This window comes from Roseateles sp., assembly GCF_036486225.1.
Lineage (GTDB): Bacteria > Pseudomonadota > Gammaproteobacteria > Burkholderiales > Burkholderiaceae_C > Roseateles.
Genome location: NZ_DASVNZ010000327.1, coordinates 1 through 14,351 on the forward strand (window position 1 = coordinate 1; position 14,351 = coordinate 14,351).

A 14,351-nucleotide genomic window follows, 5' to 3' on the forward strand; every position below is an offset into this window, starting at 1 on the left:
CTGCGCGAGCGCGCCGAGTCCGGCGCGCCGGCGCCGGCGACGAACACTGCGACCAACACGTCCACCAACAACACGAACAGCACCGCCCAGCCAGGGTCGTCGGCAGGCACGCGCCCGTCCGGCACACCCCAGCCCGGCAAGGACCGACCATGACCGCCATGCCGCCCGCCGTCGGGCGATTCAAGCCGCTGCGCAGTCTTGGGCAGGGTGCCCAGGCGGTGGTATGGCTCGCGCACGATCCTCGGCTGGACCGCGAGGTTGCCCTGAAGGTGCTGACCCAGGCGGTCGACCGCGCGAGCGTGGACGCCTGGCTGCATGAGGCGCGCGCGGTCAGCCGGCTGACGCATCCCAACATCGTGCCGGTCTTCGAGGCCGACATCGAGGCCGGCCAGGCCTACATGGTCTTCGAGTACGTGCCCGGCGGCACGCTGACCGAGCGGCTGCGCCAGCGCGGCCGGCTGCCGGCGCGCGAGGCGGTCGCGCTGATGCTGGGCATCCTCGACGGATTGCACGCGGCGCATCAGGCGGGTGTCGTGCACCGCGACCTGAAGCCGTCCAACATCCTGCTCGATTCGACAGGACGGCCCAAGGTGATGGACTTCGGCATCGCGGGACGCATCCAGCAGGGGGCGACCGGTGCGGCGAATGCGGCCGCCCGCCCCAACCGCATCGTCGGCACGCCGGGCTATATCTCGCCGGAGGCCGCCAGGGGCGACGCCGCCTCGCCGGTGATGGACGTCTTCGCCGCCGCGGTGATGCTCAGCGAGATGCTGTCCGGCCAGCGCCTGAACTACGACGCCGACCCGTGGCGCGCGGTGCGCCGCGCGATGGAGCAGACGCTGGATCCGCCGGCCGATCTCGGCCCCGACAGCGACGACGCGCTGCGCGCCGTGCTGCTGCGCGGGCTGTCCCGCGAGTCGTCGCAGCGCTGGGCCGATGCCAAGGCCTTCCACGACGCGCTGGCCGCCTGGCTGCATCCGGCCAGCGAGGCGCCCGAGGCGGGCGAGGGCGGCAACGCCACGCTGGAGTTCCTGCTGCGCCGCATGCGGCACCGCAGCGACTTCCCGGCGATGGCCGACTCGGTGACGCGCATCCAGCGGATGACGCAGTCGGAGAACGAGAGCCTCACCACGCTGTCCAACGAGATCCTCAAGGACGTGGCGCTGACCAACAAGCTGCTGCGGCTGGTCAACACGGTGCAGTTCAGCCACGCCGGCGGCGGGCACATCAGCACGGTGTCGCGCGCGGTGGCGCTGGTGGGCTTCGGCGGCATCCGCAACCTGGCCCTGTCGCTGGTGCTGTTGGAGCGCATGGAGAACAAGGGCCACGCGCAGCGCCTGAAGGAAGAGTTCCTGCGCTCGCTGATGGCGGGCTCGCTGGCGCGCGAGCTGTGCCTGGTGCCGCGCGAGAACGAGGAGTCCTTCCTCGCCACGATGTTCCAGGGCCTGGGCCGGCTGCTGGCCGAGTTCTACCTGCCCGAGGAGGCGCAGCAGGTGCGCCGCGTCGTGCGGCCCGAGCGCGGCATGGGCGAACAGGCGGCGCCGCCGCTGAGCGAGGCCGCCGCGTCGGCGCAGGTGCTGGGGCTGAGCTACGAGAGCCTGGGCCTGGGCGTGGCCCGGCAGTGGGGCTTCCCGGACAGCCTGCAGCGCAGCATGCAGCGGCCCGACGGCGACGCGCCGGCGCGGCTGGTGGAGCATTCCACCGACCGGATGCGCTGGCTGGGCCGCGCGAGCAACGACGTCGCGGACGTCATCCTGAACAGCGATCCGGCCGAGGCGCATGCCAAGGTGCGGGCGATGGCGCAGCGTTACGCGCGCGCGCTGGGCGTCGAGGCCAAGGCCTTCGAGGCGGCGGCGGACCAGGCGCGCCAGCGGCTGACGCAGCTGGCGCAGGCGATGGACATCAAGCTGACGAAGAACTCGCCGGCGCAGCGCCTGCTGGCGCCGCTGACGCCGTCGGCGGAAGACACGCTGTCGCCGCACCAGCTGCAGGCCACGATGGTGGACGGGCAGGCGCCGGCCGGCGTGATCCCGCCCGAGCAGGCGGCGGCGACGCTGGCCGCGGGCATCCAGGACATCACCAACGCGATGGTCGAGAGCTTCAAGCTCAACGAGATCCTGCGGATGATCCTGGAGACCATGTACCGCGGGCTGGGTTTCCGCCGGGTGATCTTCTGCCTGCGCGACCCGAAGACCGAGACGCTCACCGGCCGCTTCGGCCTGGGCGACGGCGTGGAGGCGGTGGTGCCGCTGTTCCGCGTGCCCTTGCGGGTGATGCCGGGGCTGCCGGCGGACCTCTTCACGGCGATCTGCACCAAGGGCGTGGACACGCTGATCGCCGACGCGTCGCAGCCCAAGATCGCGGAGCGGCTGCCGCCGTGGTTCCTCAGCGGCGCCAAGGCGCACAGCTTCCTGATCCTGCCGATGGCGCTGCGCGGCGCGCCGTTCGCGATGATCTACGCGGACAAGGCGCAGCCGGGCAGCGTCGTGCTCGACGAGAAGCAGCTGTCGCTGCTGCGCACGCTGCGCAACCAGGCCGTGATGGCCTTCAAGCAGGCGAGCTGAGCCGCACCGGCGCCGTCAAGTCCCCCACCCGGGAGGGCGAGAACGACAGGCCACACCGCTTGCCCAGAATTCGCCCGAATGGGCGTTGATCGCCCAATTCGGGTGGTGATTCCCTGGATCGCCAAAAAGTGCCGACCGGCGCGTCGGGACGGCCCTCAGACTCCGGCCCCGCCGAGCAGACACATTCGGCAACAGAAGTTTGCAATCCAGGGAAACAAAGATGAAGTTTGAAGTCTTGAAGGGCGTGTGGGCGCTCCCATTGGTCGCGGCGCTGACCGCTTGCGGCGGTGGCGGCAGCGACGACGCCACGGTCAACACGAACCAGGGCAGCAACACCGGCGGTGGCGGCGCCACGACCAGCACGACGCCGCCGGCCGCGTTCGTGAAGGGCGCGCGTCCTCGCGCGTTCGTGATGGCCGCCGGCCTGCAGTTCAACGGTGTGGTGGACACCTTGTCGCAGCAGGCGGCGGGGGGCATGGTCACCATCGGCAGCTACGCGATGACGGGCAGCAACCCGGCCGACGTGGCCGGCGACGCCAGTTTCGCGATGGGCCGCTGGGGTCGCGGCACGGTCACCACGCCGACCCGCACCGACACGCTGTCGGACGGCAACGCGTACCACTACGTCGTGTACAACCAGTTGGCCAGCTTCGGCGCGAACGGCACCTACGCTTGCGAGGCGGGCGTCTTCACGACGCCGACCAAGATCAACAGCACCGCGGTGATCTCCTTCGGCCGGACCATCGGCACGGCGACGCTCAACGTGTCCAACCTGGGCGCCTCGGTCACGGCCGAGATCCAGACGGATGCGGGCATCGACTCGGTCAAGCAGTCGCTGAGCGGCCTCGTGACCACGCCGGCCACCATCCTCGTGAGCAACCGCTACCTCAACAACGAGACCGGCGCGCAGATCACGGTGGTCGACGGCGGCGCGTCGAACAAGCTGCGCATCGTCCTCGGTCACCAGACCAAGGTGAACGGCACGGACTACCGCGGCGTGGGCACCTTCCTCTGCACGATGCACTGATCGCCTTGCGGCAGGGCCGGAACGCCTTGGTGCGCCCGGTCCCGTGCAGCGCAGGACGCCGGCCTCGTGCCGGCGTCGTCGTTTCCAGGGCTCAGCGGCGCGGACCGTAATGGCCCGGGATCCAGCGGCGACCGCCGCCGCGGCTGTCCCAGTAGCCGTCGATCCAGATGGTGCCGGTGACGACCGGGCCGCCGTCGGAATAGCCGGCGCCGTAGCCGCCACCGTCGCCGTAGCCGCGGTCATAGCCGTGATAACGATGGGCGGGGACCACGACGCAGCCGGTCAATGTCGCGACCAGCGGAGCCGCGATGAGCGCGAGCAGCAGGGGACGAAGCGTTCGCATGTGGGACCTCCAGGAAGGGGACAACATGCGTCAACAACGCGTTCCTGGAGGTCGCCGATGACCGGTCGCGCCGGACATTACCCGGCCGACAAGGAGTAACGGCCGGTGAGCCGGACCGGCGCGGCCCGGCGGGCCCGACCGTCCCGGCCGGGCCGAGGCCCGATCAATACGGGCCGTTCGCCAGCCAGTGTTCGAGTTGCGGCAGGCGGTCGTTGCCCCAGAAGCGTTCGCCCTCGACGATGAAGAACGGCGAGCCGAACACGCCGCGGGCTTCGGCCAGGTCGATCTCGGCCTTGAGGCGGGCGCGCGCGGCCGTGTCGTTGGCGATCGCCTGGAGCTGGTCGGGCGAGACGTGCTGGGTGGCGCAGAGGTCCTGCAGCACCTCGGCCTGGGCGATGTTGCGGTCGTCGACGAAGTAGGCCTTGTAGACGGCCTGGGCGAACTTGCGGCCCTGTTCGGGATCGCGGTCGTTGAACCAGTGGAACAGCCGCGCGGCCATTTCGGTGTGCAGGCCCAGCGAGGACGGCGTGTTGTAGGGCACCTTCATGAACGCGGCCAGGCGGGTGACGTCGCGGCGGACGTAGTCGCTGCGCATGACGCTGTTGGGCACGCGGATGCGCTCCAGCGACTGGAAGTTGGCGTCCAGCACGATGGCATGCCAGTTGACGGTGCGGCCGTACTTGGCCGCGAGCTCGTCGATGCTCTGCGCGGCGATGTAGCCGTACGGCGAGGCGAAGTCGAAATAGAAGTCGATCGGTGCGGGCATGCGGGCTCCTGACAAGGCGCGCGGATTGTAGGAGGGTGCGTCAGGCGGGCTCGTGACGCATCCGCCGGATGGGTGACGGGGGGGTGACCATGGTCACCTGAGTTCGGAAGCGGGCGTCGCTGCAGGAGCACGATGGCTATCATCGAGCGGGACTTTCCGGGAGAGGCGATGAGCGCGAGAACGCCAGGCCCGCTGTGCCAGATCAGCAATCCTCAGGTCGTGGTTCATCGTTGGCGCGATTGCGGCGAGCGCGGCGGCCGATCAGGTGCTTGACCAACGCGACGTCGTGAACTGGCTGGGCGAATGAGCGAGATGCGTTTCATCGACGACCAGGCCCATCGCTCCGCGCGGCTGGCGATCTCGCAGTTGTTCCTGGATACGGAACTGGATGAGCTTGATCTGAAGTCGATTGCGCGTGAACTGACGGCGACAGGGTTGCCCGTCGAGGAACTGCAGTGGATCTACGAAACCGAAGTTGCGCCAGCTTGCTGGCGGAACCTGCGCGCGCTGCCGGGAGGCGCTTGGAGCGGGTTTGATGAAAGATCATTGACGACCGCGATCAATCAACATCGCATCAAGGCATCGAATCTGAACTTCTGGCATCGGTTGCTGGTTCGACGCTGGACCTCCGACACGTCCCAGCAGTGGAGACAGGTGCTAGCCCTGATTCAATCGAGTCCGGACGCTTCGCGCCAATCAAAGCTATAGGTCTTCGACGTGAAGTCGGGGACACGAAATCCTCCGCCTCTCATCGCGAGGTCCTGGTGATTGACGACCGCATCCGGGCGGCAGGTGTATTCGTACAGTCGCGACAGGAACTCTGGGCGCGACGCGTCTCGCATGTCCATCTGGAAAGAGATCAGGCCTCGGGGCTCACCGGGCTCTCGAGTAATCCGTGCGCTGACATGGCCAAGATTGAAGCCGAATTGAGCAGCTAGACGAGATAGCTCCAACAGCATGGTGGCATCAGGAAAGCGATTTCGAACAAGGTCATAGGCTCGACGCCGGAGATCTGTTCCCCAGATGGTGACTAACCCGTGTACGAGCAATTCCCAGATCGGCGATTCGTGATGTGGACAGCGTGCGCCACGCCAGTACTCGTCGATGCCTGAGCGCCATGATCGAGCTTGCGTGGAGCGTAGATCTAGCATCCAAAGAATCCAGTTGGAGTCAACGCGAGTGGTGGCGGAGGCTGCGATTCCGACGTCAGTGAGATTGGCGGATCGGACATGCCCGCCCCAGCCTTCGTGAGCCGCAGCCGCCAGTGCGCTTTCGGCTTCGTCGAAGACGAACATGCCGGTCAGACGCGACACTTGATCGGGAAATCGCTGTCTACGGACCTCTTCCAGTTCCAACTCGAATTGCAGTCTCTCCGCGTGTTGCTCAACGAACAGACGAGCAATATTCATCGAGAGGACTTGGCCATCACCGCGCGCGGCATGGTGAGTGCTGGGAAGTACCGCGCGGTACGCGTTCCAAGCGACGGCGACGTCGTCAATGTCCAGATAGAGAAAACCTTCGATCTCTTTCATCGCGCCTGCCCCGAGGGTTAAACGTGCTGTCAAGCCGATTTTGGCTGCTCGCGCTCCTGCCACCGTGCGGCGTCGACGACCGACTACGGGCAAGGATGCCGAAGAAGCGTGAACAGCGGACCCGCCGTGTGATGGCGTCCGGCAGTCCGCGTGCCGTCGGTATCCAGGGCGACGATGCGCCAATCGGCCGTCGCCTAGACGCCGGCACCTTCGCCACGCCGGTCATGCGCCTGCTGGATGCGCCTCGAGCAAGAGAACTCTGGCGCGTTGAGGCCTTCTCACCGCATAGACTCCCCCGATGCTCACCGTCCACCACCTCAACAACTCCCGCTCGCAGCGGGTCCTGTGGCTACTTGAAGAACTCGGGCTGCCGTACGAAATCAAGCACTACCAGCGCGACCCGAAGACGATGCTCGCGCCGCCTGAGCTGCGCGCCGTCCACCCGCTCGGCAAGTCGCCGGTGATCAGCGACTACGGGCTGGTGATCGCCGAATCCGGCGCGATCCTGGAATACCTCGTCGACCGTTACGGCGAGGGCCGCTTCAAGCCCGCGGTCGGCACGCCGGACGCGCTGCGCTACCGCTACTGGATGCACTACGCCGAGGGCTCGGCCATGCCGCCGCTGCTGCTCAAGCTGGTCTTCGACCGCATCGAGCGCGCGCCCGTTCCGTTCTTCGTGAAACCGATCGCCAAGGGCATCGCCGCGAAGGCCAAGGCGACCTTCGTGCAGCCGCAGATCGACAACCACATGAACTACCTGGAAGGCGAGCTTGGCAAGAGCCCCTGGTTCGCCGGGCAGGCGTTCAGCGCCGCGGACGTGCAGATGAGCTTCCCGCTTGAAGCCGCCGTGCAACGCGGCGGCGCCGCGGCTCGCCAGCCGCGCATCACCGAGTTCCTGCAGCGCATCCACGCGCGGCCCGCCTACCAGCGGGCGCTGGAGCGCGGCGGGCCCTATGCGCTCGCGGCTGGCAAACAGCCCGGCTAACGCGAACCGATGAAGTCGGAGATCGAGAGACCGATGTCCGCGCAGATCTTGTGCAACAGGCACGAGCGGATGTCGCGGCCGGCATGAAAGGGCACCGTGGTGGTCCTGCCGTCCGCATGACGGAAGAAGCGATGTGCTCCCTTGCCGGAGCGTCGCACGAATCCAAGCGCGAGCAGGATCCGCTCGACCTCCCTGGCACTGAGCACCGGCAAGCCGGCGCCCATGGCCTTACTCCGTGCGGAACGTGGTATTGAACGCGATGCCGCCCTCGATGTTTACCATGCCTTCTTCGGCGAGCATCTGCAGCACCTCGGTCAGGTTCTCGAGGACCTCGGCGACTGTTGCGCCTTGCGTGTAGGCGCTGCGAACCTCGGGCACGCTACCGACCAGGATGTCGCTGTCAGGCTCGCGCTCGATCAGGGCATTGAAGATCATGCGCGGGAGCATAGCGCCGCGCACGACGGGCAGGTGATGCTGACGCAAGGAAGGAACTTGAAGCATGACGCCTCCGGACTGCTGAAGTAATGCAAGCAGTCTAGGAACGGGCGGCGCTTTCGATTTCGACGGGCCGCCTGTTTCTGAAGCGGACTTCGTTTTCGTCAAATGCGCGCCAACGAACGTCGAGTTCTGATGCGAGGAACGGACAAAGCCGTTCACTGTCGTCTTTGGTGCTCGCCGGATCTGCTACTTCTGCTTCGCCAGAAACACCGCCACCAGCGCATTGGCATGCCCGTGGCCCATCTCGTGTTCCGTCTTCAGCAGCGCGACCAGTTCCATGTGCTTCATCGGCCCCGCCTTCTTCAGCACGCCCATCCAGTGAGCGACGGGCTGGCCGTACTTCTTCTCGATGGACGGGAAGTACGACGCGGGTCCTTTGACTTTCTCTTCGGTGGTCATGAATCGCTCCTTGATGGATGGTGATCGTCGGGTCAGTGCCTGACCTCATCCTCACGACGATCGATCCGCGCCGTTTTCGACACGGTCTTCCCCGTCAACTGACCAGCGACCACAGCAAGGCCGCGTTCGCCCCGGTCACCAGCACGAACAGCCCCCAGCTCAGCAGCCTCACCACCGGCCCGTTGGCGAATTCGCCCATCACCGCGCGGTCGCCCGTCAGTCGGATCAGCGGCCACATGGCGAAGGGCAGCTGCAGGCTCAGCACCACCTGGCTCGCGACCAGCAACTGCCCGACCGCCTTCTCGCCGAACCACAGCAGCCCGAGGAAGGCCGGCACCAACGCCAGGAAACGCGTCGCCAGCCGGCGCTGCCAGCACGGGATCTTCAGTCGCAGGAAACCCTCCATCAAGACCTGACCCGCGATCGTGCCGGTGAAGGTCGAGCTCTGGCCCGCCGCCAGCAGCGCCACGCCGAACAGGATGGACGCGATGGAGCCGCCCACCAGCGGATCCAGCAGGTGGTACGCGTCCTGGATCTCCGTCACCTCCGTGTGCCCGTGCGCGTGGAAGGCCGTCGCCGCCAGGATCAGGATCGCGGCGTTCACCATCAAGGCCAGCTTCAGCGACACCAGCGTGTCGATGGTCGACAGCTTGATCGCGTCGCGCTTGGCCGACGCGGTGCTGCCCACGCGTCGCGTCTGCACGATCGACGAGTGCAGGTAGAGGTTGTGCGGCATGACCGTCGCGCCCAGGATGCCGATGGCCAGCAGCAGCGCCTTCGGGTCCTGCACCGCGACGCCGTTGGGCACGAAGCCCTTCGCCACCGCCGCCCAGTCCGGCCCGATCAGGAACAGCTGCACCGCGTAGCAGACGCCGATCGTCATCACCAGGCCGAGGATGATGGCCTCCACCTGGCGGAAGCCCCGGCCCTTCAGCCCGAGCACGATCACCGTGTCCAGCGCGGCGATGCCGACGCCCGCCAGCAGCGACATCCCGAACAGCAGGTGCAGCGCCAGCGCCGTGCCCAGCACCTCGGCCACGTCGCAGGCGACGATCGCGAGCTCGGCCATCACCCACAGCGGCAGCCGCACCGCGGGCCGGTAGCGCTCGCGGCAGGCCTGCGCCAGGTCCAGACCCGACACCAGCCCCAGCCGCAGCGATAGGGTCTGCAGCAGCATCGCCGCCAGGCTGGAGGCCAGTACCACCCACAGCAAGGCGTGGCCGAAGCGCGAGCCGGCCTCGATGTCCGTGGCCCAGTTGCCCGGGTCCATGTAGCCGACCGACACCAGCAGCCCCGGTCCCGCCACGCGCAGCAGCCGCTTCCACAGCGGCGCGCCCTCGCGCAGGTCGATCGAGCCGTGGACTTCCGACGGGCAGAACGGGGCGGTGGCGGTGGTGGGCAGGCCGAGCATGGGGCGCATTCTCTTCGGAGTCGGCGATGGCGGCGTGGCCGCACGCCAATGGCCGTCCATCGAGGCCCAGGCGCGCCGATGCCGCGTATCAGCGCCGGCCGCTATAGTCCCGCCTCCTTCGCCGTCCTCCGATTTCCCGTCCTGTTCCGTCGCGATTCATGCCCCTGGCCGACATCCGCGCGGCGATAGCTGCCGAGCTGGCCGCGACGCCCGAGTTCTACGATTTCCGCGTGCTGCGCAGCACGGCGGACGGCGCACTCTGGCGCGTGACGCTAGCACCCGACTACGTCTACGCCGAAGGCCAGCGACCCGGGCAGGCGTCGGCGCACACGCTGCTCGACGAGCGGCTCGAAGGGGCGTCCGCCTGGTGGGGCGCGCCGGTCAAGGGCGCGGCGAGCGTGCGCGCCGTCGTCGTCGAGGACGACCAGCTCGTGCTCCAGAACGCGAGCGCCCCGCCGCCCGGCGAGGGTCACCTGTTGCGCCTCTATCCGCCGCGTTTCCTGAATGCGGTCGCCGATGCCTGGCGCGACGACACCTGGGCGCATCGCGCCGCCGGCTGCTGGCCGGGCCCCTCGACGCCGAGACCGAGGGCCGATGCGACGACGCTCGACGGTTCGCCGTTCCGCTGGCTGCGGCCGGCGCAGCGCGAGGCCTTGAAGCTCGTCGGTTTCCACGACGCCTTCCTGTGGGGACCGCCAGGCACCGGCAAGACGACGACGCTCGGCGTGCTGCTCGCCGAGTACCTCGACCGCCGGCCGGCGGCGCGCGTGCTGCTGCTCTCGACGACCAACCACGCCGTCGACCTCGCGACGATCGCCGTCGACAAGGCGCTGCAGAAGGGACGGCGCGAGCACCTCAGATCCGCGGTCCAGCGCCTCGGCTCGCGCTTCGATGCCGAGGCCTACGCGGGTCGCGGGCACCTGATCCCGTCTTCGGGCACGCCGTCGCCGCAGGTGCTGTCGCAATGCCGGCTCGCCACGATGACGACCACCCGCGCCGCCTTCACGCTGAAGACACTGCGTGAGCTCTCTCCGGATGGCGAGCCGCCGTTCGACCTCGTCGTCTTCGACGAAGCCAGCCAGGTCAGCCTGGCCCACGCGCTGGCGCTGATGCCGCTGGGCCGCGCGCGGCTCTTCGCCGGCGATCCGCAGCAGCTCTCGCCGGTGCTGCGCAGCGAGGACCGCCTCGCGCGCCAGTGGCTGGGGCGCTCGCCGTTCGCGGCGATGCCCCGGGCCGGGCAGGACGGCGTGGCGGTGGCGATGCTCGACGAACAGTCCCGCATGGCCGCGCCGATTGGCGCGCTCGTCAGCGACCTCTTCTACGACGGCGCGCTGCGCGTTGCGGCGGATGCACTCGCCTCGGAGGACTGGCAGCGGGCGCGCGCCCGCGCGCTCGGCGACATCCCGGCGGACGTCCACGTGAAGGTACATCGCATCACGCGCGAGGGCTTCTGGTCCGCGAAGGACCGCGGCCCGATCCGGCGCGAGTCCGCCGACGCGATCGCGAACTTGATCGCGCAGGCGCTGGCGAGCGGCGACTGGGCGCCGCACGAGTTCATCGTGCTGACGCCCTTCCGCGCGCAGCGGGCGCTGATCCGGCAGCGGCTGGACGCGCTCGGCGTCGACGACGGGGTGAAGGTCAGCACCGTCCACCGCGCGCAGGGCAGCGAGGCCCCGGTGGTGTTCTTCGACCCGGCCGACGGCACGCAGCCCTTCCTGAAGACGGAGGAAGCGCGCCGGCTGCTCAACGTCGCGCTGAGCCGCGCGCAGGCCAAGGTCGTGATCTGCCTCTCGTCGGCGGACCTCACCAACGAGGTGCTCGCGCCCATCGTGCACCGCATGCGCCTGGCGGGCGATCCGCGCGAGGCGGTGCCGCTGCCGACGCTGGCGAGGGCGCCGGACTTCCCGTTCAACACGCGCGGGCTGCGCGTGGCGGCAGGCCGGCTTGTCGGCGAAGTCGATCGCATCGCGCCGGACGGCTCGCGCTTCTGGATCATCAACGAGAAGAGCGGCAACGAGGTCGTGATCGATGCCGAGTTCTGGCGCCGGAAGTAGCTGCCGGAAGTAGGCGCCAGAAACGACAACGCCCCGCGGAGCGGGGCGTTGCCTGGGTGAGGGCGGTGCCGGGTGGGCGCCGCCGTTCAGCCTGCGATCAGACCGGCACGCGGCGCAGCATTTCCACGCCGACGTCGCCGTTGGCGACTTCGCGCAGCGCGGTCACGCCGGGCTTGTTCTTCGACTCCAGCTTGGGCGCATGGCCTTGGCTCAGCATGCGGGCGCGGTAGGTCGCGGCAAGCACCAGCTGGAAACGGTTCGGGATCTTGGTCAGGCAGTCTTCGACAGTGATGCGGGCCATGCTGGTTCCTGAGAGTCGGGGTTATTCGGTAACGTCGGCAATGAGGTCGAGTGCGCGGAAGACGGTCGACCGGTTGCGGCGCTGGGTCGCGTATTTTAGCCGCTGCGCCTGGACAATCGATTTCAGGTCGAAAATTGCGGTCTCGAACACGGCATTGATGACCACGAAATCGAAGTGTTTGGCCTGCGCGACCTCTTCGCGAGCGGTCTTCATCCGCTTGGCGATCACGTCGTCGGCCGTGTCGCCGCGGCGGATCAGGCGCTGCTTCAGCTCATCCCAGCTCGGCGGCAGGATGAAGATCAGCACCGCGTGCGGGAACAGCTGCTTGATCTGCAGCGCCCCCTGGTAATCGATCTCCAGCACGACGTCGTCGCCGTGCGCCAGCCGGGCCTCGATCGCGGCGCGCGAGGTGCCGTACAGGTTGTCGTGGACCTTGGCCCATTCGAAGAACTCGCCGCGATCGATCATCCCGCGGAACTCCTCCACCGAGACGAACAGGTATTCGCGTCCGTGCTGCTCCTGGCCGCGCGGATCGCGGGAGGTGTGGGAGACGGAGACGCTCAGCTTGGCGTCCAGTTCCAGCAGCGCCTTCACGAGGCTGGATTTGCCCGCGCCGCTCGGCGCGGCGACGACGAAGAGATTGCCCGGATATTCCATCCCCAGATTTTAGGGGGCTTATGTGGGCTTCCGCGCTCTTCAGGGGCCTCCGGCGGCCAGCCAGGCCTGCCAGCGGGCCGTCACCGCCAGGTTGCCGGGATCGGCGCCGTACGGGTCCAGCGCGCCCAGCCGGGCGACGAGCGCCTGCCAGGCGGCCTCGCCGCGTTCCTGCAGCAGCACGTCGCGCAAGACCTGGAACGCCCGCGTCCGCGTGATCGGATCGGGCGCGCCGAGCAGCGTCGCCACCGTCGGGAGCGCCGCCGTGCCGCGCTCGATCAAGAGGGACGCCGACACGGTATAGGGCCAGTGCAGGACATCCGGCAGATCGTCCAGCGTGCGCGCCAGCGCGTCCAGCGCGCGCGGGTCGTCGAGCCGCGCGAGGCCCTCGGCGCCGCGCCCCCGCACCAGCGGGTCCGCCTCCCCCAGCAGGAGCGCCAGCGTGTCGGCCGTCGCCGGGTCGGCGATCTCGGCCAACGCCTGGGCGATCTGCGCACGCATCGGTGCCGTCGCCCCCGGCAGCGCGGCCAGGAGCGCCGGCGTCGATGCCGCGCCCCGCATCACGAGCGCCGCCAGCGCCTTGGCCCGATCGTTGGGGGCGGCGGTGCCCAGTTGCGCGACGAGGTCCTCCGGCGCGGGTGATGGCTGCGATGGCTTCGATGTCGTCATGTCAGGGTCCTGCGGGCGCCGGGGCGGGCGTGGCCGCCGGCGGTGCGGTGTCGGTGAAGGTGAGCAGCACGCGCCGGTTCATCTGCCGGTTCGCGTCGCGCGACTGGTCGGCGCCCACGGCCGCGTTGCCGCCCTGGTCGCCGGTGCCGGCGTCGGCGGTCGCCGCCGTGGACGCGCCGCGCCGGACAACGGGCCCGGTGATGCGCCCCGCGGCGATCCCTCGCGCCAGCAGCGCCGCCTGGACCGAGGCCCCGCGCCGCCCGGACAACTGGGTGTTGTACGCGCTCGCGCCGCCGACCTGGTCGGCGAAGCCCTCCAGCCCGACGTTCACCGTCGGGTTGCGGGTCATGTAGGCGAGGAACTCGTCGATCTTGGCGGCTTCGGTCGCGGACAGCACGTCGCTGTCGAACTCGAAGTAGAAGCTGACGGGCTCGTGCACGTAGAAGTCGCGGTGGCGCTCCAGCGCCTCGTCGAAGGTGGCCGACTGGCCGCCGACCGCGCTGGCGAACTCACCCTCGACGACGCCGGCGTTCAGGCGGAAGCCCCAGCTCAGCGCGCCATAGACGACGCCGGTGTCCTCGCTGCGGGCCACGGTCTCGAAGCTGAAATCGAAATTCGCGCCGGTGCCGGAGGCGCCCGGCGCGTCGAAGAGCGAGGCGGAACGGATGTCCGCCGGATCGCTCGATCGCTTGAAGCCCGGCGTCTGCGGACCCGTGCCGCCGCCGGTCGGGGAGGGGCTGAACGGATAGTTCGGCGAGAGCGGGGTGCCGGGCGGCGTCGCCGGGGCGCCGGCCGCCAGCGGCTTGTGCAGCACGTCGGTGAAGAAGCCGCCCTCGATGCCGCGGGTGCTGTCCTCCTCGGTGCGCACGCCGGGGTCGCCGAGCGCGCCGCGCGGCGCCTGCGGGGCGGGCATCGACTGCGGATTCACGTCGGTGCCGCCGAGGTCGGTGAGACGCACGATCTGCACCAGCGCGATCTGGTTCGAGTTGGGCGCGTCCACGTCCGGGATGAAGCGGATGGTGCCGCTCAGGCCGCTGAAGGTGGGCGGCGTGTTGGCCGTGCCGTTGGAGGCCGCCATGCCGATCTCGAAGCCGCCCAGCGGCACGGGCATGCTCTGCATCAGGTCGCGCTGGATCATCGGCGGACCA

16 protein-coding genes are annotated in these 14,351 nt (G+C 68.9%); 5 read left to right on the forward strand and 11 right to left on the reverse strand.

All coding sequences use genetic code 11. The annotated features are described in order from the left end of the window. The first annotated feature begins 149 nt into the window (after positions 1-149). Positions 150-2,564: a protein kinase domain-containing protein gene (locus VF536_RS21235; RefSeq protein ID WP_331616870.1), complete on the forward strand. Its 2,415-nt coding sequence runs from the start codon at positions 150-152 to the stop codon at positions 2,562-2,564. 220 nt (positions 2,565-2,784) lie between these two features. Next, positions 2,785-3,591, forward strand: coding sequence for a hypothetical protein (locus VF536_RS21240; protein WP_331616871.1), 807 nt, complete (start codon positions 2,785-2,787; stop codon positions 3,589-3,591). Between the two features lie 91 nt (positions 3,592-3,682). On the opposite strand, the gene VF536_RS21245 is transcribed toward VF536_RS21240, so the two are convergent. Next, positions 3,683-3,934: a hypothetical protein gene (locus VF536_RS21245; protein ID WP_331616872.1), complete on the reverse strand. Its 252-nt coding sequence runs from the start codon at positions 3,932-3,934 to the stop codon at positions 3,683-3,685. A gap of 163 nt (positions 3,935-4,097) precedes the next feature. Continuing rightward, positions 4,098-4,700, reverse strand: a complete 603-nt coding sequence (locus VF536_RS21250) for a 2-hydroxychromene-2-carboxylate isomerase (protein WP_331616873.1) — start codon at positions 4,698-4,700, stop codon at positions 4,098-4,100. 303 nt (positions 4,701-5,003) lie between these two features. On the opposite strand from VF536_RS21250, the gene VF536_RS21255 reads away from it, so the two are divergent. Further along, positions 5,004-5,408 carry a DUF7079 family protein gene (locus VF536_RS21255; RefSeq protein WP_331616874.1) on the forward strand — a complete coding sequence of 135 codons (405 nt, stop codon included), beginning with the start codon at positions 5,004-5,006 and terminating at the stop codon, positions 5,406-5,408. On the opposite strand, the gene VF536_RS21260 is transcribed toward VF536_RS21255, so the two are convergent. Continuing rightward, positions 5,369-6,232 carry a hypothetical protein gene (locus VF536_RS21260; protein ID WP_331616875.1) on the reverse strand — a complete coding sequence of 288 codons (864 nt, stop codon included), beginning with the start codon at positions 6,230-6,232 and terminating at the stop codon, positions 5,369-5,371. The two genes, VF536_RS21255 and VF536_RS21260, sit on opposite strands and share 40 nt — an antisense overlap. Before the next feature lie 298 nt (positions 6,233-6,530). Between VF536_RS21260 and VF536_RS21265 the strand changes: the two genes are divergently transcribed. Next, a complete protein-coding gene (locus VF536_RS21265) occupies positions 6,531-7,217 on the forward strand; it encodes a glutathione S-transferase (RefSeq protein ID WP_331616876.1) in 687 nt (228 codons plus the stop codon). Here VF536_RS21265 and VF536_RS21270 read toward each other — a convergent pair. From VF536_RS21270 to VF536_RS21285, 4 genes are all read right to left on the reverse strand, one after another. Next, positions 7,214-7,441 carry a type II toxin-antitoxin system HicA family toxin gene (locus VF536_RS21270; protein WP_331616877.1) on the reverse strand — a complete coding sequence of 76 codons (228 nt, stop codon included), beginning with the start codon at positions 7,439-7,441 and terminating at the stop codon, positions 7,214-7,216. The genes VF536_RS21265 and VF536_RS21270 overlap by 4 nt on opposite strands. A 4-nt stretch (positions 7,442-7,445) precedes the next feature. Then, positions 7,446-7,718, reverse strand: coding sequence for a type II toxin-antitoxin system HicB family antitoxin (locus VF536_RS21275; protein WP_331616878.1), 273 nt, complete (start codon positions 7,716-7,718; stop codon positions 7,446-7,448). 183 nt (positions 7,719-7,901) lie between these two features. Next, complete coding sequence (locus VF536_RS21280) at positions 7,902-8,114, reverse strand: DUF4287 domain-containing protein (RefSeq protein WP_331616879.1); 213 nt, start codon at positions 8,112-8,114, stop codon at positions 7,902-7,904. A gap of 94 nt (positions 8,115-8,208) precedes the next feature. Then, positions 8,209-9,525, reverse strand: coding sequence for an Nramp family divalent metal transporter (locus VF536_RS21285; protein ID WP_331616880.1), 1,317 nt, complete (start codon positions 9,523-9,525; stop codon positions 8,209-8,211). 158 nt (positions 9,526-9,683) lie between these two features. Between VF536_RS21285 and VF536_RS21290 the strand changes: the two genes are divergently transcribed. Continuing rightward, positions 9,684-11,579, forward strand: coding sequence for an ATP-binding protein (locus tag VF536_RS21290; protein WP_331616881.1), 1,896 nt, complete (start codon positions 9,684-9,686; stop codon positions 11,577-11,579). A 97-nt stretch (positions 11,580-11,676) separates the two neighbouring features. Here VF536_RS21290 and rpoZ read toward each other — a convergent pair whose 3' ends face one another. From rpoZ to VF536_RS21310, 4 genes are all read right to left on the reverse strand, one after another. After that, positions 11,677-11,880 carry a DNA-directed RNA polymerase subunit omega gene (gene rpoZ, locus VF536_RS21295; RefSeq protein ID WP_058936171.1) on the reverse strand — a complete coding sequence of 68 codons (204 nt, stop codon included), beginning with the start codon at positions 11,878-11,880 and terminating at the stop codon, positions 11,677-11,679. Between the two features lie 21 nt (positions 11,881-11,901). Next, positions 11,902-12,537: a guanylate kinase gene (gene gmk, locus VF536_RS21300; protein ID WP_331616882.1), complete on the reverse strand. Its 636-nt coding sequence runs from the start codon at positions 12,535-12,537 to the stop codon at positions 11,902-11,904. A gap of 39 nt (positions 12,538-12,576) precedes the next feature. After that, complete coding sequence (locus VF536_RS21305; protein ID WP_331616883.1) at positions 12,577-13,203, reverse strand: HEAT repeat domain-containing protein; 627 nt, start codon at positions 13,201-13,203, stop codon at positions 12,577-12,579. A 1-nt stretch (position 13,204) separates the two neighbouring features. Beyond that, the coding region (locus tag VF536_RS21310; RefSeq protein WP_331616884.1) for an OmpA family protein at positions 13,205-14,351 on the reverse strand (1,147 nt) is incomplete at its 5' end.